Origin of the sequence: Bacillus sp. MM09(2025) (assembly GCF_050496725.1) — a bacterium.
GTDB lineage: Bacteria > Bacillota > Bacilli > Bacillales > Bacillaceae > Bacillus > Bacillus pumilus.
The window spans coordinates 78,708-102,985 of sequence record NZ_JBNWEN010000001.1; the positions used below are offsets into that span (position 1 = coordinate 78,708).

A 24,278-nucleotide genomic window follows, 5' to 3' on the forward strand; every position below is an offset into this window, starting at 1 on the left:
GAGCAGAACTGACGCTTTTTTCCGACATCTCCTATCAACCGTAGGGGGTTTGATGTGATAGAGCGGCTGGTATCCTGGCTGGTGAATCTGCAAGCTTTTCATCCTTCCCGTCCTTATGACAGTGGATTCATAAGAAAAGCTCTCCTCACTCACAGTGGCGGGACCGCGCCGGATTTTCACCGGTCTTCCCAATTAAAATTCGATGTGTGATTCGAATTACCGACTCTCAAACTATGAATTTATTGTGTTCGATTATATAACGTCCACTTCATTTCGTCAAAGTAAATTTTGAATAATTTTAATTAAAAAAATCCTGAGAAAATTCGATCTATTCTCAGGACCTCTATTCAAGTTATAGCGATAAAAGATCTGCTTCCAATGTCTTTTCTAAAAGCACATCAGGTGCAGTTAAATATAAAAATCCATTCCCAACGAGGGCTTTCGACTGCTTCAGTGGCAGGGTTCTTCTGACAAGCTGAGCATAGACCTCAGGCTCTGACAGCTTGCGCTGGAACGCTTCTTCCTCGGCATTTTTTATAATGGCTAGTGCACCGCTTACGTGTGGGGCGGCCATTGAGGTGCCTGTCAGTCTGCCGTATTTATGGTTAGGGAGAGTGGATAAAATGTCTTCTCCTGGAGCGACGAGGTCGATTTCTTTATTGGCGTTGGAGAATTCAGAGGATTCTCTTGCAAGGGAGACAGAGCCGACGGCAATGACTTCATTGTATGCTGCTGGGTAGGAGAACTCTTCCGTACGCTCGTCTCCGTCCCCTTCATTTCCTGCTGCGCACACAACAAGTACTCCGCTTTTTACCGCGTTTTGAATGGCTTCCTGTAAGGCGGGCTCATTGCTTGGACCACCGAGAGACATAGAAATAATATCCACCTTCTGCTCAGCGGCATAGTTAATCCCGTTAATGATCCATTCATATTTCCCGCTGCCATTTTCGCCGCCAAGAACTTTCACGATCAGCAGCTTTGCTTCAGGGGCAACCCCTAAAATCCCACCATTTTGATCTGTAGCAGCAATCGTTCCTGCTACATGGGTACCATGTCCGTTATAGTCTTTCACATTTTCAGCATCTCCGTTGTCATCATCGGTAAAGTTTTTGCCTCCGATAATCTGATCTTTTAAGTCGGGATGCTCCGTGTCGCAACCTGTATCAAGGACAGCAATGGTTATGCCTTTTCCTTTGAAGCCACTTGACCAAAGTTCGGGTGCTTTAATCTCCTGAATACTTTCCGGCGTCTCTTTCGCTTCCATCACATTGGCTTTTACTTCATACGGAATTAAGCGAATTTCACCTTTCATAAGAAAGCCCTCCTTATTTTGTTTTCAAAGTAGATTCAGGCTGCGTAATGTTATTGTATAAAAGAAACTTTTGATCGGAAAGGGTCAATTGTAATAATTTTTCAAATAATCAATCTATTATCAAAAGTGCAGTTCTTCTCACATCTTGACGAAAGAACTCATCTTTTGAGGAAAACTCTTGATATCATATGAAAAAGAAGGAAATGCTGCATAGTGAGCTTGCACCTGTTTAGAGGAAAATGGGTGAAAAGGACTAAAAGAGGCAAACTACATAACAATGAGATCAAGCAATAAATGCGATGTGAAAAGGATGTGTAATGTTTTTGTTGAAAAATAAATGTTTCCTTCATAAAAAAATAGACGTGAAGATTGTGTCTGTTCCAAATGCAAAAGGCAACATATAATAATGGAAAGACAAGCTTGCCTTTTAGATAGGAGAGATAGAGATGAACAAAGGGAAGATACTCGTAGTCGAAGATGAAAAGAAAATTGCAAGGGTGCTGTCACTAGAGCTTGAGTATGAAGGGTATGAGGTGACGGTCAAAGAGACAGGAATGGATGGACTACAGGCTCTTGAAGAAGAAAGCTTCGATCTGGTGCTGCTTGACGTCATGCTGCCGGAATTAAGCGGTCTTGAAGTGCTGAGAAGAGTTAGAAAGACTAATACAGCGACACCTATTATGTTGATTACAGCAAGAGATAGTGTGCCTGATAAGGTAAGCGGACTTGATCTTGGAGCGAATGATTATATTACAAAGCCTTTTGACATAGAAGAATTATTAGCGCGAATTCGTGCGCAACTCAGATTGAATATAAACGAGCAAGAAGAGAAGGAGACAGAGCTCAGCATAGCAGATTTGACTGTCAACGAGAAAACAAGAGACATACAAAGAGCAGGCCAAATGCTTGAACTCACGCCGAGAGAATATGACCTGCTTGTCCACCTGCTGAAGCATCAACAGCAAGTGCTCACAAGAGATCAGCTTTTAACAGCTGTTTGGGGTTTTGATTATTTCGGTGATACGAACGTGGTGGATGTCTATATTCGTTATTTGAGGAAAAAAGTCGATTACCCATTTGAAAAACAGCTGATTCACACAGTGAGAGGTGTGGGTTATGTGATGAAAGGATAAAGAATGAGATTAAAAAATAAGATCCAGCTTTATACGTCGTTGTCATTGTTTTTAATGGTGCTCTTATTCCATACAGCCATTTATTTTATTTTTTCTATCACCTTGACGCAAAAAGATATGTCCAGGCTGTCTGAAGTGGCTGAAAATATCGCCATCGCTTTAAAAAAATCAGAAGAAGAAGGTCTTCCATCATCAGAGCTGCTGAAAGCCTACCTGCCCCAAAATGGCATGATCCGTGTCGTGACAGAAACGGGTGAATCAAAGCTGACTGTCACAAAGGAGTCAACGTTTAGTTCACTGCCTTTTACATATGAATCTGGGCAGACAGCAGAGATCAAAGAATACAACAAGCATATGGTTGCGTTCGCTGCGATTCCGGTTATTTGGACAAATGGCGAGATTGTGTCGCTCCAAGTATATGAAGAAATTGAAAATACGGAAGAGAACTTAGCGTTATTAAAAATGATTTTAGTTGCTGCGGGTGTTTTAATTATTGTGCTTTCTTACTTTGCAGGCCATATTTTAACAAAACAAATCGTCCGGCCGATTAGTCGAATGACGAGTACCATGAAGGCGAGTATGAGGGAGAAGGCGTTTAAACGAATCGAACTAACAGGCGATTCTAAGGATGAATTGTATCAAATGGGCCAAACCTTTAATGAAATGTCAGAAATCCTCGAGAAGCATTATGAAAAAGAGCAGCAATTTCTGCATGATGCCTCACACGAGTTGAAGACGCCGATTACGGTCATTATGAGCTACAGCAATTTACTCAAGCGCTGGGGGCAAACACGTCCAGAGGTTGTAGAAGAATCCTCCCAAGCGATACATGATGAAGCGAAAAAAATGAAAAGACTGACAGATCAATTGCTGACACTGGCGAAAAATGGTCAGCCGCTATATGTGGATATGAAGCCAGTTGATCTTGGTCATTTGTGCAAGCAGCTTTGCCATACACTTGAAGTGGCCACTAATCGAACGATTCAATCTCGTGTGCAAACAGATCAGCCGCTTATTGCGGAAGGAGACGAAGAGAAAATCAAACAGCTTTTGACCATCTTGATTGATAATGCCGTCAAATATAGTACAGAGCCAGTTGATGTGACCTGCGGATGGAGAGGAGAGAAGCCGTTTATTTCAGTCATTGACCATGGGATTGGCATAAAAGAAGAGGATCTCCCAAAAATCTTTGACCGCTTTTTCCGTGTAGATGAAGCAAGAAACAGTGAGACCGGCGGAACAGGTCTTGGTCTTTCAATTGCGAAGCAAATTGCAGAAGAGCATGGAGCTGAGCTGAAGGTAGACAGCCGAATCGGCAAAGGGACAACCATGACCATTCTTTTCCCGAAATAAATGGGTCTTTTCTCATCAATTTCTCATTTCCTCCTTATAAAATAGGAAATAGGAAGGAGGCGCTGCATGTCTAGAAAAACGAAAATGGTGCTTGCGCTCGCAGGATGTCTCGTCGTTCTTGCGGCCTTTGCAATGCTCATGATTCAAACCATTGATCAAAAAATATTAAGTGAAGCAGAAATCAAAAAAATGATTGCAAAAGACTACAATGGAAACATTACACAGATTGATTTAATCAATCATAAACAGGACTATACATTGACGCTGGAAAATGCAAATGGCATTTATCAAATCATTGCATCTTCCGCAAGCGGTCAAATGAAAGAGATTAGACAAATAAAGAGCTATCAAAAACCAAATGAAAAAAATGCTGAGCTTCAAGCAGAAGAAGCGGCTGTTAAAAAGGTGAGCGGTACGGTCATTCAAAAGAAAGAAAAGTCCGATCGTTATACCTTTACAATCCAATCAAAAAAAGAATTATATCAAGTCGATGTTGACAAGCAAACGTTTAAAGTGCTTGAAGCAGAAAAGAAAAACCCGACCTCTAAAGAAAAGAAAATGACAAAAATCACGGTCGAAGAAGCCATCCGAATTGCAGTAAAAGAAGTCGGAGGGACAGTGGATGATGCTGATCTTGAAACATTTAGCGGTATGCTCGTATTTGAGGTGGAGCTGGATTTGCCTGACGGGCGCGAGGCAGAGGTGCTTGTAAACGCATATACAGGAGATATTGAAGGGATTACGTACGAAAACTAATCCTTTTCTCATGATTTTCTCATGTTTCTTTCCTTCCTTTATCATCTTGTTTCTTTAAGATAAAGGAGAAATCAAATAGAGGAGGATATGAATATGATGAAAAAAGTACTAGTAGCTACAGCATTAACAGGAACTCTTGTCGCAGGTGGTTTCACACTTCAAGCGCAAAATACAAATCAAACAGCACACGCGGAGCAAGTGGTGCAAAAGAAATCTTCGTTTGTCTCTAAGAAACAAGCAGAAAAAGCTGCCCTAAAAGTGGTGAAAGGGTATGTGGACGATGTGGATCTTGAGCGTAAAAAAGGAAAATGGGTGTATGAGGTTGAGATTAAAAAAGGCGGTTTTGAATATAAAGTATATGTCGATGCCAAAACAGGAAAAGCGCTGAACGATCCAGTCAAAGAAAAGAAACAGAATGTGAAAATTACTAAAAAGCAGGCTGAACAAATTGCCCTTGCAAAAGTAAAAGGAACAGTCACAGATTCTGATTTAGATAAAGAAAATGGTGTGTACTTATATGAAGTCGAAATCACCACACCAAAAGGCGAGGAAGTTGATTTTGAGATTTCCGCTAAAACAGGCAAAATCCTAAAGCAAGAATGGGATGATTAAGCCATCACGAAACCTTACACTTTCATGTGTAAGGTTTTTGCATTGGGACAAACTACGGGAAAGGAGGCGAGAGAATATGAAGAAAAAAGAAGAAGAGCAAACAATGGACCATGCGGAATATGTTCCGCATCCTGACGGAGAAGGATATGCTTTGTTTTTGCATGATTCCTTTCATCTCCTCTCCCAAGAGGATATGAATCAGCCAGAAGAGGAATAAAGACATGAAAGGGCGATGGTCTACTTTGTCTATCGCTCTTTTTTTTGAATGTAAGCGAATACATAAGGGAACTTGGCATCTTGCTTATTGACATCACTGCGCTTTTTCTGTAATCTCAGTGTGTCAACAATATGAGACTTCGTTAGGTGAGGCTCCTGTATGGAGATACGCTGCTGCCCAAAAATGTCCAAAGACGCCAATGGGTCAACAGAAATCATCGACATAAGGTGATTTTTAATGCAGCTGGATTTTTCCTATGCCATACAGTGCTAAAGCTCTACGATTGAAGGAGCAAGTGTTTATTTGTCATGCTTACAAAGCGCCTTCATTCGGTTGAAGGTGTTTTTTTATGGGAAAAGGAGGTGTGGGGATGGATCATCCCGATTCGAGACACATAGAGAATATGTCAAAAGATCAGATTGAGACATCAGATAGAGGAGATCCTGACCCCCGCACATTCTAAGGGATTCGGGTATCTCCTGACTTTGGGGAGGTAACAGCGATGATACAAAATATAACGTACGATGAACTCATTTTACGCATCATTATTTTACTAAGAGATGGAAAACGAAAAGAATTTAAAAACATTATGGAAGAACTTCAGCCATATGATATGGCCTACTTATTTAAAGAACTTCCAGAGAAACACCGCAGCCGCTTCCTCAGCTTTTTACCAGTCGATGACGTGACAGAAATGATGGGTGAGCTGGAGCGGGAATATCAAGAAATCGTTCTTGAAAAAGTAGGGAAAGACAAAGCGACCTTCGTCACAAACAAAATGGATAACGATGATCTAGCCAACTTGTTTGATGAGATGGAGGATGAGCTAAAGGATCAGCTTTTATCTAACATGGAAGCAGAGGAATCCAAGGCTGTCCAGCTTCTTATGAATTACCCTGCTGAGACAGCGGGACGGATCATGACCAACCGTTACGTTTGGATTCCTCAGCATTATACAGTACAGGATGCAGTTGTGAAGCTGAAAAGCTTTGCTGAAATCGCGGAATCAATCAACTATTTATATGTGATTAATGATCAAAAACAGCTTGTAGGCGTTCTCTCATACCGGGATCTCATTTTAGGTGAACCGGATGAAAAGGTACAGGATCTCATGTTTACAAGAGTCATTGCCGTTGGAGCCTTTCAGGATCAGGAGGAAATCGCAAAGCTGATTGAACGATATGATTTCCTTGCGATTCCTGTTGTGGAAGAGAACAATGTCCTAGTCGGAATTGTTACAGTTGATGATATCATTGATGTTGTGATTCAAGAGGCAGGCGAAGACTATGAAAAGTTTGCTGCCTCTGGTAAAGATATCACGTTCGACACACCGGCATTTGTGGCGGCATACCGCCGTCTTCCGTGGCTCATTTTGCTCTTGTTCATTGGGCTGATTTCAGGCAGTATTTTAAATTATTTTGAAGATACCCTTCAGCAAGTTGTTGCTTTAGCGTTCTTCATGCCGATGATTGCTGGGATGACAGGTAATACAGGGACACAGTCTCTTGCCGTCGTCATTAGAGGGCTCTCAAAAGAAGAATTAACGAAAAAAACCATTATGCGTCTTATTTTTAGAGAGCTGAGAACGAGTATTTACATTGGGATTGTTTGTTCCATAATTATTACAGTTGTCGCAATGGTGTGGCAGGGCAATATGATTTTAGGTTTTGTTGTCGGTTCCTCGCTGCTTGCAACACTGATTATTGGGACAATGGCAGGTACGGTCGTGCCGATTATTTTACACAGATTAAATGTGGACCCGGCCATTGCATCTGGGCCGCTGATCACAACATTGAATGATATTTTATCCTTACTGATCTATTTTGGAATTGCAACAGCATTCCTTCATACACTGATGTAGCATGAAGACTGTAAAACGTGACGTTTTACAGTCTTTTTTGAATAAAGATTGCATATAGCGCTTCCATCCTTTACATTTTAAGGAGAAGGTGGGAGAGAAAAATGAAGAAGTTTTTATTCATTTTAATGTGCATTGTTTTGCTAGGTGCATGTTCAAAAGAAGACGAGGGGAAAGACAGAAGACTGGTGGCAGCAGAGCATATGATTGAAGCTATTAGCGAAGGAAATAAACGAAAAATAGAAAATATCTATGTTGAACGCGCTGTCCCAAGTCCGAATGACATTCTAAAAATGAAAAAAGAATGGGGCATAGAGACACTTTCTTATGATGATTTTCAATTGGAAGAAGCCAGCATTCATGTCTTTCATGCGAATTACGAAGATGAAAAAACAGGGGAGAAAAAGGCGCTGGCCATGCGGGTCATAGAAGATCCTGAAAAAGGCGGTGTACGGATTGACTTTGTAGGGCTCGTTGAAGGAACTGACGCTTCCTCTCAATGAAAGCTAAAATGATTTTATTGAAAAGGATAGAAGAGCTGAAAGAATGTCGCTCTATCTATCCTCTTTTTTACCATAAATGACCCGATCATATATGAGTTATGCCCAATAATTCCATAAACCGTGAGAGGGCACTAGTCATGTACGAATCGCGGCGCCTTATAAACACAGTGGGCACGATTCTATGTGGTTCCGGTAAAGGATGACAGGTAAATCTGCCTTGCATCCGAGATTCAACCATAGATTTTGGTAATACGGTAACCCCTAGCCCGTTTTCAACGCATTTAAGCACGCCCTCTAAAGTGCCATATTCCATTACCTTCATCGGAGCAAAGCCATTGCTCTCTAACCATCGTTGCCAACGCCCCAAATAGATGCAATGCGCAAATGACGAAAGCAATGGTTCATGTAAAATTGATTCTACCTGGAATTCCTCCTCAGAGTAGCTTGTAATGAGAACAAGGGATTCTTCTAATACCGGATATTCAATAATGTCGGGATGAAGAATGGGCCCATCAACCAATGCACCGTCTACCTTGTAGTTGAGAATAGCATGAACCTGATCTACAGTAGGTGCCATATACATGCTTAATTCTACTTGTGAAAATGTCTTGTGATATGCTGCGAAAATGCTGGGCAATCTTGTCGAAGCAGTAGACTCTATAGATCCAATGTGCAAAGTCCCTCGCGGAGTAGAGGAAAGCTTTACGGCCTCTATCGCTTCTTCAAAATCGTAGAGTAATTTGTTTGCATATGGCAGCAGTTCTCGCCCTGCAGGCGTTAAGGATATCTTTTTGTGATATCGATAGAAAAGAGGAACACCTAATTCTTGTTCAAGACGCTGGATTCGTGCAGTGACATTCGACTGCACATAATTTAATTTCTCGGCAGCTTTTGTAATGCTTTGTTCAATAGCTACTGCTTTAAATATCTCCAAAGATGTAATATCCAAAATAATGCTCCTTTTTGCATCACAAATTGTGATGAACTATACACTATTTTTTGATTTTACGTGATCCAATAGAATAAGTAAACTTAATAATATAAGAGGTTGATGCTCATTGTGTCCCTTGATGTTTATCATGAGGAGGAGAATTTGCAAGGTAGGGAGTTTTAGCTTAAGAAAGATAAAAAAAGACGTTTCCAAGTAAATGAGGAGGGAATTTATTGATTTCAAAGGTTAATATCCAAGAGAAATTTTCGCAAATAAATGATTATTGGAATCCTAGAATAAGTGGAGAGTTGAACGACTCATACATGAAAATGGTAAAAATTAAGGGTGAATTCATTTGGCATCATCATGATGACGAGGATGAAATGTTTTTTGTATGGAAAGGAAATCTAGTCATCCGTTTTAGGGATAGAGAAATAGCGCTTCATGAAGGGGAGTTTCTTGTGATTCCAAAAGGGGTTGAACATCAGCCATTTGCTGAAGAAGAAGTTCATTTGCTCTTGATTGAACCAAAAACGACGCTAAACACGGGGAATGTGGTCAATGAACGAACTGTTTCGATTCCTGAACGAATGGATGAACGCTAGATCGACTGCACTTAACAATATACTAAACGTTATTTGATAGAGTGTTGGCTCTTAGAAATGAAATGTTATTGAACGCCGCCTGAAAAAAGTAAATTTAAACTGATGTCCTTGCTTATATAGCTTATTTCACTTAATAGGATTTGGCATTGTGTTCAAATTAAGATAATGTTGAAAGTTTGTTGGAATAAGTAATAAATAAGGGGATAAAGCAGTGAATGAATTTTATAACGCGTTAACATATGTCAATAAAATGTTTTATGAACCTAATCGTCTGTCTTTGAAAGCTGTCCGAGAAGAAGTCCAAAATTCGGATTATGGAGCTTGTGTGTTTCAGCTAAATTCAAAGTCGATTCGATTTAGAGTGGCAAAAAAAACGCCTATTAAGATAGGACAGTTTGTTGCTTTTTGGGAAAAGGATGAGGAAAATAAAAACCAGCCTTTTTCATATGAAAAAGCTACGGATTTATTGGTGATTAATACCTTTACTAGTGAAAATGATTTTGGTCAATTCGTTTTTCCAAAAGAAGTTCTTGTAAAACAACATATTCTTAAAACAGATACGACAAAAGGAAAAATGGCGATGAGAGTTTACCCTAGCTGGGATAAGCCTGCTAACAAACAAGCTATCGAAATGCAGAAATGGCAATTAGAATATTTTGTTGGCATGAACAATACAAATAGTTTGCCAGCACAAGAACTATTAAAGCTATACTCTAACTAAAAATAGCTCTAAGCCGTAAATGGGACGGAGACAGCAAAAAAGCTGTCTCTTTTTCATGAAGTCATGACCAAAAAGCCTAAAAGAGTCAGCGATACTTTATTTGTTTATCGATTTTTGTACCGGAAGTGTGCGTTAATTTGACCTTCCAGCATTTTTTTCTTATATTGTCCGCTTTTTAATGCCTGTTCTTTTTTCTTCATGTCTTTCAAAATCTCCGCTGTTTGCACACCGTCTTCTCGTTTGTTGGCGATATCCATTAAACGTTCTACATCAGAAAAAGAATATTTACGCGTGCCTCTTGTTGAGCGCTGGGGGTAGATGAGTCTGCGTTCCTCATAATATCGGATTTGCCTGACGGATAGCCCTGTTAATTCACTGACAATCCCGATTGAAATGACTTTTTTATCTTTATATGATACATCTTCCTGCGTCATATACTCACCCCTGCAAGTTTTTTCTTCATATTATACAGAATGACAACGAAAAAAAATCATCGTTTGTTAGAAAATATAACATAAAAACATAAAAATGAAAAAACAATGGAAGGAAAGTTTACAACAGATGTGAAATGATTGCTGCGCATGCATATAATGATGATGAGTTGAAATAGGAGGAGGAGCATATGATGGAGCAAACACGGATCATCTGTATGGCAAAAGAAATCATCGCATTAGATATAAAGAGGGATGAATTACTGGAGCGATTCATGCAGGCGGCAGGTCAGAATGCACATGCTCTTCTAAGAGCCGTACAAAATGATTTGTATAAAAGGTCTTCATAAGCACCTGGTCCAGATCAATTGATAGGAGGGGATAATCGGTGCGGCGTATCTTAACAGAAGCTTTAGCAAAGGAAAGGCATTACTATACGAAGCAGCTCTGTTCATTGGGCGTGTACAGTCCTAGTGCGGCCAAGAACATGACAATTAGTGACTTAAAAAAAGAGTATCACTTCTTTTTCAACAAAACAGAGCGTGATTTGTGAAAATCCCCTTGAAATGTGCGCATGTCACATAAGGGGTTCTTTTTTGTTTAATATTATAGCAATATTGAATTTTGTAGAAATTTGACGAATGCAGTGTAAGAAAACATAGAGTCTTTACAGATTATGTTAAACCATGTCGTATCTTGATGGTTTGCTAAAAAACCTTTTTTTCGAGATGGTTGTGAAAAATAAGAAGGATTTTAAAAGTTTATATCGAAATCTTATACATAACACGAATGGAGTCACTTATGTGGTTGAAAGGGTTTTCAAAAACGTACTTCTATTTTTTACGAAAGGCTCCAACTGCACCGCAAGAAAGCCTTGAAGTTAAAAAAATATTATAAGAGGTAGATATGTGATGAGACTATCGTTTAATGAAGAAGAAGTAGAACGTTCAATGACACTTTACAAGGTATTTGCAAGAGCATTTAAAAGCGTTTCAGAACACAGCATTAGAGACAGCAAAGAGCATGGATTTAATCCAACTGAATTTGCGGTTCTTGAATTGCTGTATACAAGAGGTGCTCAAAAACTTCAGCAAATCGGCTCAAGACTCCTGCTGGTCAGCGGGAATGTGACGTACGTAATTGACAAATTAGAACGAAATGGTTTTATTGAAAGAGAGCAGGACCCAAAGGATAAACGGTCGGTTTATGCCCATTTAACAGATAAAGGGCGCAGTTATCTTGATAAGATTTACCCGATTCATTCTCTGCGGATTGCGCGTGCCTTCTCAGGCCTCTCGCGAGAAGAACAAGAACAATTGATTAGTCTATTGAAAAAAGCAGGTATTCACAGTCAACATTTATTATTTAGATAGAACGAAAAGGTGCCATGATTGGCACCTTTTTTATGTGTCCAGCTGATGCGCTGGATAGGCAATGAATTTTTCGATATCGTTTGCTGGAAGGGGCTTTGCATAATAAAAGCCTTGCAGGTCGTCACATCCTTGCGCAGATAAAAGCTGCGCCTGCGCAAAGGTTTCAACACCTTCTGCTATGACCTCGAGAGAAAGTTGATGTCCCATCGCAATAATGGCACCTGTAATCTGTTCAGATTTCGAATCATGTAAAATATCTTCAATGAAGGATTTGTCGATTTTCAGTCGATGAATGGGCAAATCCTTTAAATAGCTTAAGGAGCTATGCCCTGTACCAAAGTCATCAATACTAATGCGAACGCCTAGGTGTTTCAGTGACGTCAGCACCTGTTTTGATTGCTTAATATTGTCCATTGTCATACTTTCTGTGACTTCAAGCTCAAGCAGTGACGGTGTCAGATCGTATTTTTTTAATGTCAGCTTAATCAAATCAATTAAGTCTTCAGAATTAAATTGTTTCGCAGATAAATTGACAGCCACAGGAATTTTCAGCCCGTTATCATACCACGCCTTAGCCTGCCTGCACGCGGTATCAATGACCCATCTGCCAATATCAATGATCAGCCCTGATTCCTCTGCCAGCTCAATAAAAGCCTCAGGTGATTTTAACGACCCATCTGGTGCTTTCATTCTTAGAAGAGCTTCTACGCCAGTCATCTGTCTTGTTTTCGCACTGACTTGCGGCTGGTAATGAAGCACAAACTGTTCTCTTTGAATGGCATCCCGTAACTCAAGCTCTCGGTTCAACCTGTCTTCACTTGATCTTTCCATTGATTCGGTGAAAAACTCATAACGGCTTTGCTTATGTTTTTTGGATAAATACATCGCCATATCGGCTTTCCTCATTAATTCCATCCCATCTTTGCCATTCTGAGGTGAGATAGCGATTCCAATGCTGATAGATGTTATCAGCTGATGATTCTGGATGAAAAAAGGACGCTCAAATTGACGAATGATATTTTGAGAAAGCTGTTCAATTTTCTGTGTGTCATGCCCCATGTCAGGAAAGATCATTAAAAATTCATCTCCGCCTAGTCTTGCTATAAAGCCGTTGTCTGGTAAACATTTCGTCAGTCTGTTTGCAGCTGCTTTAAGAAGTAAGTCCCCTATGTTATGACCAAGTGCATCATTAATAATTTTAAAACGATTTAAATCAAGAAACAGAACAGCTGTCGATGTTCCTGTCTCTTCTTGAGCCGAGAGAACATCACTTAAATGGTTGATGGCATGGCGCCGATTAGGAAGCTCAGTTAATGCATCATAATGTGCCATGACATGAATTTCTTTTTCTGCAATCCGCTGCTGCGTTAAATCTTTTAAGACAAGATAAATACTGTCAAGCGTATTGTTGACATGAACAGGTATGTAAGTGACATGATAATAATAAAAGCGATCTGCTGCTTTTAGTTCTGCTTCACGTGTGATGGCTTTTTTTGACTCGTAAATAAATTCTTCCCACATGTCAGTTGGCATGACGTATTGGCTAACATCGTCACCAATCCAAGAATTGCACATTTTTAGGATTTGTTTACCTGAGTCGTTCGCAGAAAGCACCTTTCGATTGACCGATAACACGATAATGCCATCGATATTATGTTTGATGAGCGATTGGAACCGCTGTTCATTTTCCTTTAGCTTATCTGCCTGCTTCATGATTCGGTGATCGATATAGGCACCAAAAATCATCAGTGTTTGGACAATCAGTGTCATAAGGCCGATGAAAATTGACAGACTGAATGGTGATAATTCAAGAGAACCACCCCCAGAGGACTGTCCGTCTGAATGAAAAAACATAGTAGAAGCAGCCATACCGGTATAATGCATCCCAGAAACAGCCCCGCCCATCACGAGTGCACCAGCTATTTTTAACAGATGATCCTCCTGTTTTTTCCCGGATCGATGGAGCCGAAAAAAGAAATGAAGCGAAAAGAAAGACGCTATCGCAGCAATGAAAAACGAAAGAAAAAAGAGGACTGGATCATAGCTGATGGAGACATTGGCCATTGATTCCATTCCAGGATAATGCATACTGCAAATAGCTGAGCTCATGGTGATTGAACTAATGAGCAGCCGTCTTGTGGAGAGCTGCTCTTGAATGCATATTGTGAATGCGATCAAGGACCCGGCAAAAGATGCCAAAATCGATAAAATGAGCAAGGGTGTTTCATATGTGATACCAGCACGCATGTGAAATGCCATCATGCCGATAAAATGCATCGACCATATCCCCATCCCCATGATCATGGCACCAACGATCAGCCACACCTTTTTCTTTGCACCGCTTGACTGTGCCACTCGGCTGGCTAAATGAAGAGCTGAGTAGGAGGCGACAGCGGCGACTGCGATTGACAGAAAGACAAGCCATCCATTGTAGCTTCCTGTTAAATGGGTCATGTAAGAAAACCTCCAGTATTTTAAAACAGACGTATACTTAATATATCGGATCGAATGGCTCCTGTGTTCACTTTTCCTTCACTTAAATACCACAATCAACGTTTTCTTCACTTGTCTTTTATAGTAAAATCAAATTTAATGTAAAAAAACGACGAAAAGTGAATCGTTTCTTCGGTTTTATTCGTTTAATATATGTGCGATTCTAAAAGAGATAGAATCAGTTAAACGATTATGTGTGAAAGGGATTGATAAACATCGAAGATTTTATTATTTCTTTAGCTGATGCCTTTAAGAACTTGTCGTACTTTGGCATCTTCCTTGCATTATGTATTGAATTTGTTCCTGCTGAAGTGGTTCTGCCTCTTGCGGGTTACTGGGTCTCAGAAGGGGACATGGCTTTCATAGGTGTTGTGGCAGCCGGCTCTATTGGCGGCGTGGCTGGTCCTTTGACTTTGTACTGGTTAGGACGTTATGGCGGCAGACCCTTTTTAAATAAATATGGAAAGTACTTTTTTGTGAAACCGGAGTCACTTGATAAATCGGATGCCTTCTTTGAAAAGCATGGTGGATTCGTCGCATTTAGCGGCCGATTTATTCCAGGAGTCAGAACGCTTATTTCCATCCCGTGCGGTATTGCCAAGATGAATGTGTGGGTCTTTTGCCTGTACACGTTTTTAGCAATTACGCCTATTACATTTGTATATGTGTATCTTGGATTTGTGCTCGGGGAGAACTGGAAAGAGGTTGGCGCAATGTTAGATCCATATCTTCTGCCGATTGGGATCGGGATTGTGTTGCTTTTCGCGATGTATATATGGATGAAACGTAGAAAAAGAAAAGCAGAAACACCAACTGCCTAATCACTGGACCCGAGGTGAAAGTCACCTGTTGACATTACAGTGTCTATTGATTAAAATATAAGTAATCTAAATATTCTTAAATCCCACCAAAGGGGAGTAGCGTCCGGTTTTTACCGGAAACAAAGTCGTCATTACATGGACTTAAGTTCCATCGGCTTTGTTGGCATGATTCTACATATCACATGTCTAGCAAGACCTTTGCCATTACAGGCAAAGGTCTTTTTTGCATTCATAAGCCTTTGTCTGTTGTGGGACAATAGATAAAAACAAGGAGGAATGATGATGGATGCAGCAATTATTTTAGAGTACGGATGGGTTCTTCTCGTACTGATTGGATTAGAAGGGATTTTAGCCGCTGACAATGCGCTGGTCATGGCTGTGATGGTGAAGCACCTTCCTGAAAAGCAAAGAAAAAAGGCGTTGTTTTACGGACTTGCGGGTGCTTTTGTCATGCGATTTGGTTCCCTGTTTCTTATTTCGTTTTTAGTAGATGTGTGGCAAGTTCAAGCCATTGGCGCAATTTATCTTCTTTATATTTCCATTCACCATATTTTAAAATCGCACGTATTTAAGAAAAAGGAATCAGACACAAACATGAAGCAAAGCGGCTTCTGGGCAACAGTCGTAAAAGTCGAGCTTGCTGACATCGCCTTTGCTGTCGATTCCATCTTAGCGGCGGTCGCATTAGCCGTAACATTGCCGAAAACAAGTCTTCCGCAAATCGGTGGACTTGATGGCGGTCAATTTATTGTCATTCTCTTAGGTGGTATCATCGGTTTGATCATCATGAGATTTGCAGCGACTGTCTTTGTGAAATTGCTCAAAACAAGACCGAGCCTAGAAACAGCAGCTTTTGTCATTGTCGGATGGGTTGGTGTGAAGCTCACGCTTTATACACTGTCACATCCAGCCATTGGTATCGTGTCCTCTCATTTTATTCATTCAACATTATGGAAAGTGATTTTCTGGACAGTGCTTCTCGCAATTGCAGCATTTGGCTGGTTTTTATCAAGTCCATCAAGAAAAGGCGGGCAACAAAACAAGGAAAAACAAGAGGGGCGCCTAGAAGAGTAGGTTTTTTGAAAGAAATATCATTTCATTTTCATAACACATATATTACAAATAAGGGGGAGATACCCCCTTATTTCTTTGCTTTTAGACGAAACATTGTAAAGTAGATGATGATATTCATGTCACAATTGAGTAACAGGAAATGAATTCCTCATTTCTTCCTTTGCGCTTCCCTCATAAATTAGCTATCATAAATGAGTAATATAGGGAGAACTGAGGTGAAACCATTGCTTAGCCTTTTGTTTAAAAAAGGAAAGAAAAAGCAAACATTAGAGCAGTCGGCTATCAGTATTCAACAAGGTGATATCGAGCTGCAAAATGCATTAATAGAGCAATACAAACCATTTGTCGCTAAGACGGTTTCATCCGTTTGTAAACGATATATAGATGAAAAAGATGATGAATTCAGCATAGGCTTAATTGCCTTTAATGAAGCGATAGAAAAATACTCTGCCGAAAAAGGAAACTCACTCCTTGCTTTCGCAGAATTAATTATTAAAAGAAAAGTGATCGACTATATTCGAAAAGAAGCGAGAAATCCGCCAACGGTTCAAATGGACCTGCAAGAAAGTGAAAATGGCGAGTACTCTCAAAGCATGATTGAAGCAGAGCTGTCTACAAACGAATATAGACGTTTAATTGAACAAGAACACAGAAGAGAAGAAATTGAACATTTTAAAGAACGATTAAAAGTATACGGTCTCACGTTTCAAGAGCTGCTTGAACATTCACCAAAGCATGCAGATGCCAGGCAAAATGCCATTAAAGTAGCTCACACACTCGTTGAACACGATGAGCTCCGAACCATTTTATTTCAGAAAAAACAATTGCCAGTCAAACAGCTTGAAAAGCTAGTGGAAGTCAGCCGCAAAACGATTGAAAGAAATAGAAAATATATCATTGCGATGGCGATCATTATGACGGGTGATTATGTGTATTTGAAAGATTACCTTAAAGGGGTGCTTAATTCATGAGAAGAGGCATTATAGTAGAGAAAAACAAAAAATATGTCACGCTGCTGACCCCTGATGGACAATTTCTGCGGACAAAATATGAACAGCAAGATTATGAAATCGGTCAAGAAGTGACATTTCCGAATGAATCACGTCTCGAAAGAAAAAAAGCCGGTTTTTTTGACTTGCTTCGTTTACGTCCATTAAATGCAGGAATCCTATCAATCGCAGCGATTATTGTCGTGATTTTTACTATGATGCCATCGTTCTCAAGTCAAAGAGCATATGCATATATGACGATTGACATTAATCCAAGCTTTGAACTAAAGCTTGATCACAATTATCAAGTGATCGGTGTCACGCCACTGAATAAAGATGCGAAACAAGTACTGGCCAGTATGAAGGGTTTAGAAAAAAACGACATGACCAAAGTCGTGCAGGAAATCATAGATGACTGTGACAAAAAAGGTTACGTGAACCACTCTAAGAGCATTTATATTTCAACGGTTTATGAAAATAAGCAGGACCATACATATAAAACCAACGTCAAAAGTAAAATTAACACCATCTCTGGTGAATATCAAAAGCGCGATTACAAGCTAGAAACTGTAGAAAGTGACCTGGAAACAAGAGAAAAAGCTCAAAAGGCAGGCATTTCAACAGGCACATATATCAGAAATCAAGAAATGCAAGACAAAGAACAAGAAGACATTCAACAGGATGAAGACGCAGCAGAGAGTGATGCTGTCAAAGAAGAAGAGCCTAAAAAAGATGATGAAGATCAAGCAGACAAAGACAAACAAGAAGACGTCAAGACAGACGATAGCGAAGATTTGAAGCCAGATCAAGAGGCTCCTGAAGCTGAAGACGAAGAGCAGAAGGATCAAGAGAGGGAAGAGCAAGGATCTATTCAAAAGCCTCACCAAGCAAAACCTGATGATAAAAGCAAAGACAATCAAATAAAGGAAGAAAAGGATCGTTCTATCGATAAAGAACAAAAAAAAAATCACTCAACGGAACCTGATGACAAAAGGAATCCAAGTGGCACATCACGTGGTGGTGCTGAAAAGCACGTAAAAAAAAACGACAGGGATCAGAAACAGCCGTCCACTGAACGAAAAAAAGAACATGTGAAGAAGCAAGGAAATGGTGCACCGTCCCCGTATCGTGAGAACCGGTATGAGCACACATATGAACAATAAAAAAACGCCAGAATTGCTCCGGCGTATTTCACCATGTTTTTATTTAGATTGATTGCCCATTTGTGATTGAGCCTGTTGAACGAGTCTTTTTGTAATTTCGCCGCCAACAGAACCGTTTGCACGTGCGACTGTATCTGAACCGAGAGTCACGCCAAATTCTTGAGCGATCTCGTATTTAAATTGATCTAATGCTTGTTCTACTCCAGGAACAAGAAGTTGATTTCGATTTGCCATGTCCGTATTCCTCCTTTCACCTTATGTTTGTTGCGCCTTCTTATTTTGAAGAAAACGACATGCAATTATGCTGGCAATTGCTGTACAAAAAAAGAACCGAGGTGAATCATCACCTCGGTTCTTTTTAATCCTGATGCTGCAGTGTATGAAACATCATTTCTTGTGCCGTACTTTGCAAGTGTGAAGTAAAGACAGAAAAAACGGTTGAACTGATAATACCTTTGATCAAACGCCATTGGTGCTGCGATAATTCAGCAAATTCTTCACGGAGCTTATCTGTCTGTTCCTCTGTGATTTCCCGTAAGTTTGTTTCTTTTAACGGAAAAGGAGTATGATGATAAATAAAATCAAGGACATGCGCATATGCTTCATAAAAACGCAGTGGACTAATAATATCATCAGTTCGATCCGTAATCGTATTAAATAAGGCAGATAAGATGGTGCGGATGGCATCAAAGTCAAAAACTGATTTTAAATCTCTCACAATTAATAAAATAACGACCTGATCAATTGAGTACTTCTTTCCAAGCTCAGGGTGGCCAATCATATCTTTAATATCACGCTTGATCCAGTTTTGAATCGCTGTCGATTTAAGAGAAGTCAGTTCGCATAGATTTCCTAATTCTACAATTTCATTTGTGGAGAGCCCATGCTCTGATTTTTGTTTCCGCCGTTCAAGCCTCTCAAAAAAAGAAGGGATGATGAGCTCGTCAAGTTCGTGATGTTTGTCTTTTTTTACAGATAAATTTAATAGCTGAAGCGGAGTTAGATCTCCCTCTCCTTTTAGAGAATAAAGAAGACTTGTCATGTCAATTCTCGTTAATTTAAAAGCACCCATTGTTCCACCTCGTTTGTTGTCAAAAACGTCATAATTGATCTAATTCAACATCATAATCTCTTTTTGATAAAAATGCAAAATAAACTAAAATCCAGAAAGCGGCGTCACAATTTATTCACTTTTCAGTTGTGGCATATGTCGTAAATATTGAAGTGACGGGGCTTAAGACGATATGATAAATAGAGGAAATGATCCCTTTTTCCTTGCAATTTGAGACGTTTATTTTTATAATTTTATTAATAAGTTCAAATGAACTTAATATGACAGCGGAGGTTATGTATGGGTAAAAGAATATTTCTGTTTATATTAACGAACATTCTTGTTATCACTACGATTGGTATTGTACTATCGGTTATTAGTGCAGCAACTGGTGTTGGTTCTTATATAGGAGCAGACGGTGGAATTAATTTGGTGGCACTGTTAGTATTCAGTGCAGTTGTTGGTTTTGTTGGCTCGTTCATGTCACTTGCGATGTCTCGCTGGATGGCAAAAATGATGATGGGTGTACGTGTGTTAAACCCTGAAAAGGATTCATTAACATATGATGAGCAGCAGCTTGTTGACCGCGTGCACAGATTATCAAGAGCAGCAGGTCTTACTAAAATGCCTGAGGTTGGTATTTATCAATCATCTGAAGTAAATGCTTTTGCGACAGGTCCTTCTAAGAGAAGATCACTTGTTGCGGTTTCCACTGGATTACTTCATGAAATGGATGATGCAGCAGTTGAAGGTGTCATCGCTCACGAAGTGGCTCACGTTGCGAACGGAGACATGGTGACAATGACTCTGCTTCAAGGGATTGTCAACACGTTCGTTGTCTTCCTTTCAAGAATTGCGGCATGGATCGCAAGCCGCTTTGTTTCGCGTGAAGAGCTTGTGCCGATTGTTCATTTTATTGCAGTGATTGTTTTCCAAATCATTTTCTCTGTCCTAGGAAGCCTTGTCGTGTTTGCATATTCTAGACACCGTGAATTTCATGCAGACCGCGGCGGAGCTGACCTTGCTGGTAAAGATAAAATGGTTCATGCGCTTCGCTCGCTTGAGGCGTATACGTCAAGAATCAAAGATGATGATCAAACAGCAGTTGCTACGCTTAAAATCAGTGGTAAACGAAAAGCTTCTCTTTTCTCAACACACCCTGATTTAAACGAAAGAATTAGAAGACTAGAAGCAAAATAAGAGAGACAAAAAGACATTCTGTTACAGGATGTCTTTTCTTTTTTGATGAAAAAGTAAATAAAGCATAAAATATCTTTAAAATCATGTCTCTTTTCATTAAAATGATAAGTATTGAAAAATGAAAGTTAAAAGAAGGAATGACAATGAACCCAATTAAAAAGCTAATTGACCGGCTATCGGCTTTCCAGCTGATTGCCCTTTATTATTTTCTCGCTGTAACCGTCTCATTTATTCTTCTCAGTCTGCCAGTCGCTCATCAAGATGGGGTGAAGTGGACATTTATCGATGCTTTATTTACGGCGGTGAGTGCGGTAAGTGTCACAGGACTCACGGTTGTTGATACTTCGCAAACATTTAGTGTGGCAGGTATGTGGATCCTTGCGTTTGTCCTCCAAATCGGAGGTATTGGTATTATGACGCTTGGTACCTTTGTGTGGATTGTCATGCGAAAAAGGATTGGGATAAAAGAAAGAAAGCTCATTATGGCAGATCAAAACCAGAGCAATTTATCAGGAATTGTGAAATTAATGAAGCAGGTCTTATATTTAATTTTGCTCATTGAGTTTGTAGGCGGTCTGATTTTAAGTATGTATTTTCTCAAATATTACGATGTACAAACAGCATTCTTACATGGCTTCTTCTCAAGTATTAGTGCGACCACCAATGGTGGCTTCGATATTACAGGGAACTCGCTCATCCCATACAAAGATGATTATTTCGTCCAATTTATTACGATGCTGCTGATCATCTTTGGAGCTATTGGCTTTCCTGTGCTCGTGGAAGTAAAGGATTACTTATTTAATCAGGACCGAAAGCACGCATCGTTCTCGTTGTTCACAAAAATCACAACGATTACGTTTGGCGGCTTAGTCATTGTTGGCGCTATTGGAATTTATGCACTTGAAGCCCGGTTTACGTTTTTAGGGAAGAGCTGGCACGAAGTTTTGTTTTATTCATTGTTCCAATCGACGGCCACAAGAAGTGGGGGACTTTCTACATTAGATATTACTCAATTGACAGAACCAACGCTGTTATTTTTATGTCTGCTTATGTTTATCGGGGCATCTCCAAGTTCTGTCGGGGGCGGAATTCGGACAACCACGTTTGCCCTAAATTTACTCGCACTGTTTCATTTTGCCCGGGGAAATAAGTCCATTAAAATCTTCAAAAGAGAACTGCATCAAGCAGATATAAACAAATCTCTAATGGTGACGATGATGGCCTTTATCTTGGTGTTTGGCGCTACATTCTTATTAACCTTATCCGAGCATAATACGCTTCTTCAAAATTTATTTGAAGTCTGTTCAGCATTCGGAACAACAGGGCTATCACTAGGGATTACCTCTGAGCTCTCTGTTTTCGGTAAGTGTATCATCATGATGGTCATGTTTATTGGTCGGATCGGCATTCCAAGCTTCTTGTACTTAATTGGCCGAAGAGAAAGCGAAGCGAATTATCATTATCCGAAAGAGCGTGTCATCATCGGCTAAACAGCATTCCGAGCGAATGCTGTTTTTTTATTTCCATTATATAACTGGCTAAATCACGCGAGATGTTCGCAATCTATAGGTAAGAGGTGAACGAGACGTGCTAGATGTGATATGGAAAGCAATTGTCATGCTGCTAGTTGGTACCTTGCTGCTGAGAATAGCAGGGCCCAAATCCATTAGTCAATTAACTGTTCAACAAACAGTGATCATGATTTCAATCGGATCGATTATTATCCAACCCTTTATTGAGCACAATTTACTTGAAACGATTTATGCAGCCGCTACATTTATCATTGCACTCGTCATCATGGAAAAATTGTCTATCCAATCTGATTTCTTTGAAAAATTGGTTTCTGGGAAATCTGTGGTCATTTTGCAGGATGGAAAAATGCTTGATCACAAGCTGAAGAAAACGAGGCTCACAAGGGATGAATTCAAAATGCGCTTAAAGCAGCAAGGCATTACAGAGATCAGCAGTCTCAAAAAAGCCACCCTAGAAGCCAATGGACAAATCGGCTATGAGTTAAAGCCAGAGGAAAGGCCCGTGACGGTCAAACAAATGAAGGAACTCCTAGACCAATTAAAAGAAGAACTAAATATGTTAAAAAAGGACTGATTTCAGATGAAAAGAAAAGCAGCGAAAAATGAAGCACTGACAAATAATATGACACCGACAGAGAGCATGGCACATGATCAAGGACAAACTCAATTTGATGAACAATCTAGAGACCGTCAGGCAAACCGAAATTCTCACAAAGGGAAACAAGGGGGAGAATCTCGTGACTAAGAAGCATGTAAAAAGCAAGGACATGAAAGACCATAAAAAGCCAATGGACCCAGATATCTTAGAAGAGGAATTTGGCAGTGAGCTTGGAGATATCAACAGCAGCAAATGGATTGATACTCTTGTAAAACCTAAGAAAGATGATGAATGCCACAATGGACATATGAATGAAAAATAGAAAAAACGATCCGCACAGGATCGTTTTTTATTTGCTATAACTGCCTTGTCTGCCGGTGATTGTACGCATGAGACTGGTCATTTTGAGCTCAATCACTGGCTGTGCAACGGTTTTAACAAAGGTGCTAGACAGGGTGAAGGTAAGCAGAATGGTCAGCAGCAATAACATGAGCACACTTGCTGCATTCAGGGCCCAGTCATCAAACCAAGTCGTTCTAAGAAGCTTGATAACAAAGCCATGTAATAAATACACATATAACGTTCTTGTGCCCCATTTTGTAAAGAAGAAACGGCGTGTTGGCACTAAAGCAAAGAAGCTGAATGTAGCGCCGAATGCAAGCAGATACCATGCCATTCGTTTCATTGCCGCAATCACTCCCTCATCACCAAGAGAAGCATATGACTGTGATCCAAATAAGAAGGAATAATCAAATTCATAGAAATAGCAAAACAAGAATACAGCCATTAATACAAGGAGTGCTGCCAGCTTTCCTTTGCTTGTACGGATGAATTCAAAATGCTGCTTTTTTAAATAGAAGCCAGCTAAAAACATCGGCAAAAAGACAAACGTACGTGATAAGCTCAGCGTATTGCTAATACTGTCCACGTAACCGACAAGTAACGCAATCGACAAACTGACGATCATCGCCCAGTGAAATGGCAGTTTAGAAAAAGGAATGAGCAGCAAATTCCAAAAGAATAAACTAATTAAAAACCATAAAGACCATTGCGGATCAATTGGATTTAAATTGGCCATGCTTTGATCCTGTAAGAGATAATAGTAAACGGAATAGATCACCTGAAAAATGAAATATGGGATGATCAGCTTAACAGCAACTTTTTTCATAAAACCTGGCTTTCTAAACCCTTTTGCAAAGAAGCCAGAAACCAAAATAAAGGCAGGCATGTGAAAAGTATAAATAAACTTGTATAAATAAAGCATCCAATCATTATCATGAATGAATGATCGTAACAAATGACCAAAAACAACTAGAAAAATCAGAAGAAATTTCGCATTATCAAAATAACTATCTCGTGAAGATGCCATAACATCACCTTTCCTGCTTGATTTTAAACATAAATGATCTAAGTGCACCGTTCCCGTATTTGCCCCATTTTAAAATACATTTTGGCTCATTTCGCTATTTGATGTGAAATTGTAGAACGGTTGTAAAAGAAGCGTAAGAAAAGAGAATCGCGGTTCAATCCTGTCATCCAAATGAAACAAAAG

At 39.8% G+C, this 24,278-nt stretch carries 28 protein-coding genes and 3 riboswitches; of the genes, 21 read left to right on the forward strand and 7 right to left on the reverse strand.

Annotation, left to right across the window (positions count from 1 at the left end):
- Positions 1-47 precede the first annotated feature (47 nt).
- Positions 48-240, reverse strand: a riboswitch (cobalamin riboswitch).
- A gap of 112 nt (positions 241-352) precedes the next feature.
- On the reverse strand, positions 353-1,312 hold the full coding sequence (locus ACQYAC_RS00430) for a S8 family peptidase (protein WP_012009704.1): 960 nt from the start codon (positions 1,310-1,312) through the stop codon (positions 353-355).
- A gap of 446 nt (positions 1,313-1,758) precedes the next feature.
- On the opposite strand from ACQYAC_RS00430, the gene ACQYAC_RS00435 reads away from it, so the two are divergent.
- The 7 genes from ACQYAC_RS00435 (at position 1,759) to ACQYAC_RS00465 (ending at position 7,744) form a co-directional block, all read left to right on the forward strand.
- Complete coding sequence (locus ACQYAC_RS00435) at positions 1,759-2,445, forward strand: response regulator transcription factor (RefSeq protein WP_058014183.1); 687 nt, start codon at positions 1,759-1,761, stop codon at positions 2,443-2,445.
- A 3-nt stretch (positions 2,446-2,448) separates the two neighbouring features.
- Positions 2,449-3,798, forward strand: a complete 1,350-nt coding sequence (locus ACQYAC_RS00440; protein WP_429942539.1) for a sensor histidine kinase — start codon at positions 2,449-2,451, stop codon at positions 3,796-3,798.
- A 66-nt stretch (positions 3,799-3,864) separates the two neighbouring features.
- Positions 3,865-4,554 carry a PepSY domain-containing protein gene (locus ACQYAC_RS00445; RefSeq protein WP_429942540.1) on the forward strand — a complete coding sequence of 230 codons (690 nt, stop codon included), beginning with the start codon at positions 3,865-3,867 and terminating at the stop codon, positions 4,552-4,554.
- Positions 4,555-4,647: 93 nt separating this feature from the next.
- Complete coding sequence (locus ACQYAC_RS00450; RefSeq protein WP_058014180.1) at positions 4,648-5,166, forward strand: PepSY domain-containing protein; 519 nt, start codon at positions 4,648-4,650, stop codon at positions 5,164-5,166.
- 76 nt (positions 5,167-5,242) lie between these two features.
- Positions 5,243-5,383, forward strand: coding sequence for a hypothetical protein (locus ACQYAC_RS00455; RefSeq protein ID WP_003212346.1), 141 nt, complete (start codon positions 5,243-5,245; stop codon positions 5,381-5,383).
- A 131-nt stretch (positions 5,384-5,514) separates the two neighbouring features.
- A riboswitch (M-box (ykoK) riboswitch) is annotated at positions 5,515-5,678 on the forward strand.
- A gap of 207 nt (positions 5,679-5,885) precedes the next feature.
- Positions 5,886-7,244, forward strand: a complete 1,359-nt coding sequence (mgtE, locus tag ACQYAC_RS00460) for a magnesium transporter (RefSeq protein WP_169056375.1) — start codon at positions 5,886-5,888, stop codon at positions 7,242-7,244.
- 101 nt (positions 7,245-7,345) lie between these two features.
- The gene (locus ACQYAC_RS00465; protein WP_429942541.1) at positions 7,346-7,744 is read left to right on the forward strand and encodes a hypothetical protein; all 399 of its coding nucleotides are present in this window, start codon (positions 7,346-7,348) and stop codon (positions 7,742-7,744) included.
- Positions 7,745-7,829: 85 nt separating this feature from the next.
- Here ACQYAC_RS00465 and ACQYAC_RS00470 read toward each other — a convergent pair whose 3' ends face one another.
- Positions 7,830-8,693 carry a LysR family transcriptional regulator gene (locus tag ACQYAC_RS00470; RefSeq protein WP_429942542.1) on the reverse strand — a complete coding sequence of 288 codons (864 nt, stop codon included), beginning with the start codon at positions 8,691-8,693 and terminating at the stop codon, positions 7,830-7,832.
- A gap of 215 nt (positions 8,694-8,908) precedes the next feature.
- On the opposite strand from ACQYAC_RS00470, the gene ACQYAC_RS00475 reads away from it, so the two are divergent.
- Complete coding sequence (locus ACQYAC_RS00475; RefSeq protein WP_144462222.1) at positions 8,909-9,280, forward strand: cupin domain-containing protein; 372 nt, start codon at positions 8,909-8,911, stop codon at positions 9,278-9,280.
- A 211-nt stretch (positions 9,281-9,491) separates the two neighbouring features.
- On the forward strand, positions 9,492-10,001 hold the full coding sequence (locus tag ACQYAC_RS00480) for a MepB family protein (RefSeq protein ID WP_429942543.1): 510 nt from the start codon (positions 9,492-9,494) through the stop codon (positions 9,999-10,001).
- A gap of 104 nt (positions 10,002-10,105) precedes the next feature.
- On the opposite strand, the gene ACQYAC_RS00485 is transcribed toward ACQYAC_RS00480, so the two are convergent.
- Complete coding sequence (locus ACQYAC_RS00485; protein WP_012009715.1) at positions 10,106-10,435, reverse strand: MerR family transcriptional regulator; 330 nt, start codon at positions 10,433-10,435, stop codon at positions 10,106-10,108.
- A gap of 191 nt (positions 10,436-10,626) precedes the next feature.
- Here ACQYAC_RS00485 and ACQYAC_RS00490 point away from each other — a divergent pair, with 191 nt between their 5' ends.
- The 3 genes from ACQYAC_RS00490 to ACQYAC_RS00500 all read left to right on the forward strand — a co-directional run bounded on the left by ACQYAC_RS00490 (position 10,627) and on the right by ACQYAC_RS00500 (position 11,805).
- The gene (locus ACQYAC_RS00490; RefSeq protein WP_200964041.1) at positions 10,627-10,782 is read left to right on the forward strand and encodes a hypothetical protein; all 156 of its coding nucleotides are present in this window, start codon (positions 10,627-10,629) and stop codon (positions 10,780-10,782) included.
- 38 nt (positions 10,783-10,820) lie between these two features.
- Positions 10,821-10,985 carry a hypothetical protein gene (locus ACQYAC_RS00495; protein ID WP_061407531.1) on the forward strand — a complete coding sequence of 55 codons (165 nt, stop codon included), beginning with the start codon at positions 10,821-10,823 and terminating at the stop codon, positions 10,983-10,985.
- A gap of 355 nt (positions 10,986-11,340) precedes the next feature.
- Positions 11,341-11,805, forward strand: coding sequence for a MarR family winged helix-turn-helix transcriptional regulator (locus tag ACQYAC_RS00500; protein ID WP_088004396.1), 465 nt, complete (start codon positions 11,341-11,343; stop codon positions 11,803-11,805).
- Between the two features lie 30 nt (positions 11,806-11,835).
- Here ACQYAC_RS00500 and ACQYAC_RS00505 read toward each other — a convergent pair whose 3' ends face one another.
- Positions 11,836-14,259 (reverse strand): bifunctional diguanylate cyclase/phosphodiesterase, encoded by a 2,424-nt coding sequence (locus ACQYAC_RS00505; RefSeq protein ID WP_429942544.1) that lies wholly within the window; start codon positions 14,257-14,259, stop codon positions 11,836-11,838.
- A gap of 245 nt (positions 14,260-14,504) precedes the next feature.
- Here ACQYAC_RS00505 and ACQYAC_RS00510 point away from each other — a divergent pair, with 245 nt between their 5' ends.
- The 4 genes from ACQYAC_RS00510 (at position 14,505) to ACQYAC_RS00525 (ending at position 18,345) form a co-directional block, all read left to right on the forward strand.
- Positions 14,505-15,119, forward strand: a complete 615-nt coding sequence (locus ACQYAC_RS00510; protein WP_058014171.1) for a DedA family protein — start codon at positions 14,505-14,507, stop codon at positions 15,117-15,119.
- 79 nt (positions 15,120-15,198) lie between these two features.
- Positions 15,199-15,370, forward strand: a riboswitch (yybP-ykoY riboswitch).
- Between the two features lie 31 nt (positions 15,371-15,401).
- Complete coding sequence (locus tag ACQYAC_RS00515; RefSeq protein WP_144462214.1) at positions 15,402-16,193, forward strand: TerC family protein; 792 nt, start codon at positions 15,402-15,404, stop codon at positions 16,191-16,193.
- Between the two features lie 215 nt (positions 16,194-16,408).
- Positions 16,409-17,164, forward strand: coding sequence for an RNA polymerase sigma factor SigI (gene sigI, locus ACQYAC_RS00520; protein ID WP_429942545.1), 756 nt, complete (start codon positions 16,409-16,411; stop codon positions 17,162-17,164).
- Positions 17,161-18,345: an anti-sigma-I factor RsgI family protein gene (locus tag ACQYAC_RS00525; RefSeq protein ID WP_429942546.1), complete on the forward strand. Its 1,185-nt coding sequence runs from the start codon at positions 17,161-17,163 to the stop codon at positions 18,343-18,345. Before sigI ends, ACQYAC_RS00525 begins: the two co-directional genes overlap by 4 nt.
- 39 nt (positions 18,346-18,384) lie before the next feature.
- On the opposite strand, the gene ACQYAC_RS00530 is transcribed toward ACQYAC_RS00525, so the two are convergent.
- Together ACQYAC_RS00530 and ACQYAC_RS00535 are read right to left on the reverse strand one after the other, a co-directional pair.
- On the reverse strand, positions 18,385-18,579 hold the full coding sequence (locus ACQYAC_RS00530) for an alpha/beta-type small acid-soluble spore protein (RefSeq protein WP_003211343.1): 195 nt from the start codon (positions 18,577-18,579) through the stop codon (positions 18,385-18,387).
- Positions 18,580-18,703: 124 nt separating this feature from the next.
- Complete coding sequence (locus ACQYAC_RS00535; protein WP_061407541.1) at positions 18,704-19,417, reverse strand: DUF1836 domain-containing protein; 714 nt, start codon at positions 19,415-19,417, stop codon at positions 18,704-18,706.
- Positions 19,418-19,696: 279 nt separating this feature from the next.
- Here ACQYAC_RS00535 and htpX point away from each other — a divergent pair, with 279 nt between their 5' ends.
- The 5 genes from htpX (at position 19,697) to ACQYAC_RS00560 (ending at position 23,048) form a co-directional block, all read left to right on the forward strand.
- Positions 19,697-20,596, forward strand: coding sequence for a protease HtpX (gene htpX, locus ACQYAC_RS00540; RefSeq protein ID WP_339165621.1), 900 nt, complete (start codon positions 19,697-19,699; stop codon positions 20,594-20,596).
- Positions 20,597-20,739: 143 nt separating this feature from the next.
- Positions 20,740-22,086, forward strand: coding sequence for a TrkH family potassium uptake protein (locus ACQYAC_RS00545; RefSeq protein WP_429942547.1), 1,347 nt, complete (start codon positions 20,740-20,742; stop codon positions 22,084-22,086).
- Between the two features lie 97 nt (positions 22,087-22,183).
- Positions 22,184-22,702, forward strand: a complete 519-nt coding sequence (locus tag ACQYAC_RS00550; RefSeq protein WP_058014165.1) for a DUF421 domain-containing protein — start codon at positions 22,184-22,186, stop codon at positions 22,700-22,702.
- A gap of 6 nt (positions 22,703-22,708) precedes the next feature.
- Entirely contained in the window at positions 22,709-22,873 is a 165-nt protein-coding gene (locus ACQYAC_RS00555) for a hypothetical protein (protein WP_200964040.1), read from the forward strand.
- Complete coding sequence (locus ACQYAC_RS00560; protein ID WP_058014164.1) at positions 22,866-23,048, forward strand: hypothetical protein; 183 nt, start codon at positions 22,866-22,868, stop codon at positions 23,046-23,048. The genes ACQYAC_RS00555 and ACQYAC_RS00560 overlap by 8 nt, the downstream gene beginning before the upstream one ends.
- A 27-nt stretch (positions 23,049-23,075) precedes the next feature.
- Here the strand turns inward: ACQYAC_RS00560 and ACQYAC_RS00565 are convergent, their stop codons facing one another.
- On the reverse strand, positions 23,076-24,095 hold the full coding sequence (locus ACQYAC_RS00565; RefSeq protein ID WP_342498152.1) for an acyltransferase family protein: 1,020 nt from the start codon (positions 24,093-24,095) through the stop codon (positions 23,076-23,078).
- Positions 24,096-24,278: the final 183 nt, after the last annotated feature.

Excerpts from the sequence above, each read along its gene's own strand:
- ACQYAC_RS00430 (WP_012009704.1), bottom strand. The coding sequence starts at position 1,312 with ATGAAAGGTGAAATTCGCTTAATTCCGTATGAAGTAAAAGCCAATGTG.
- ACQYAC_RS00435 (WP_058014183.1), top strand. The coding sequence starts at position 1,759 with ATGAACAAAGGGAAGATACTCGTAGTCGAAGATGAAAAGAAAATTGCA.
- ACQYAC_RS00440 (WP_429942539.1), top strand. The coding sequence starts at position 2,449 with ATGAGATTAAAAAATAAGATCCAGCTTTATACGTCGTTGTCATTGTTT.
- ACQYAC_RS00445 (WP_429942540.1), top strand. The coding sequence starts at position 3,865 with ATGTCTAGAAAAACGAAAATGGTGCTTGCGCTCGCAGGATGTCTCGTC.
- ACQYAC_RS00450 (WP_058014180.1), top strand. The coding sequence starts at position 4,648 with ATGATGAAAAAAGTACTAGTAGCTACAGCATTAACAGGAACTCTTGTC.
- ACQYAC_RS00455 (WP_003212346.1), top strand. The coding sequence starts at position 5,243 with ATGAAGAAAAAAGAAGAAGAGCAAACAATGGACCATGCGGAATATGTT.
- mgtE (WP_169056375.1), top strand. The coding sequence starts at position 5,886 with ATGATACAAAATATAACGTACGATGAACTCATTTTACGCATCATTATT.
- ACQYAC_RS00465 (WP_429942541.1), top strand. The coding sequence starts at position 7,346 with ATGAAGAAGTTTTTATTCATTTTAATGTGCATTGTTTTGCTAGGTGCA.
- ACQYAC_RS00485 (WP_012009715.1), bottom strand. The coding sequence starts at position 10,435 with ATGACGCAGGAAGATGTATCATATAAAGATAAAAAAGTCATTTCAATC.
- ACQYAC_RS00490 (WP_200964041.1), top strand. The coding sequence starts at position 10,627 with ATGGAGCAAACACGGATCATCTGTATGGCAAAAGAAATCATCGCATTA.
- ACQYAC_RS00505 (WP_429942544.1), bottom strand. The coding sequence starts at position 14,259 with ATGACCCATTTAACAGGAAGCTACAATGGATGGCTTGTCTTTCTGTCA.
- ACQYAC_RS00515 (WP_144462214.1), top strand. The coding sequence starts at position 15,402 with ATGGATGCAGCAATTATTTTAGAGTACGGATGGGTTCTTCTCGTACTG.
- ACQYAC_RS00525 (WP_429942546.1), top strand. The coding sequence starts at position 17,161 with ATGAGAAGAGGCATTATAGTAGAGAAAAACAAAAAATATGTCACGCTG.
- ACQYAC_RS00530 (WP_003211343.1), bottom strand. The coding sequence starts at position 18,579 with ATGGCAAATCGAAATCAACTTCTTGTTCCTGGAGTAGAACAAGCATTA.
- ACQYAC_RS00535 (WP_061407541.1), bottom strand. The coding sequence starts at position 19,417 with ATGGGTGCTTTTAAATTAACGAGAATTGACATGACAAGTCTTCTTTAT.
- htpX (WP_339165621.1), top strand. The coding sequence starts at position 19,697 with ATGGGTAAAAGAATATTTCTGTTTATATTAACGAACATTCTTGTTATC.
- ACQYAC_RS00545 (WP_429942547.1), top strand. The coding sequence starts at position 20,740 with ATGAACCCAATTAAAAAGCTAATTGACCGGCTATCGGCTTTCCAGCTG.
- ACQYAC_RS00555 (WP_200964040.1), top strand. The coding sequence starts at position 22,709 with ATGAAAAGAAAAGCAGCGAAAAATGAAGCACTGACAAATAATATGACA.
- ACQYAC_RS00565 (WP_342498152.1), bottom strand. The coding sequence starts at position 24,095 with ATGGCATCTTCACGAGATAGTTATTTTGATAATGCGAAATTTCTTCTG.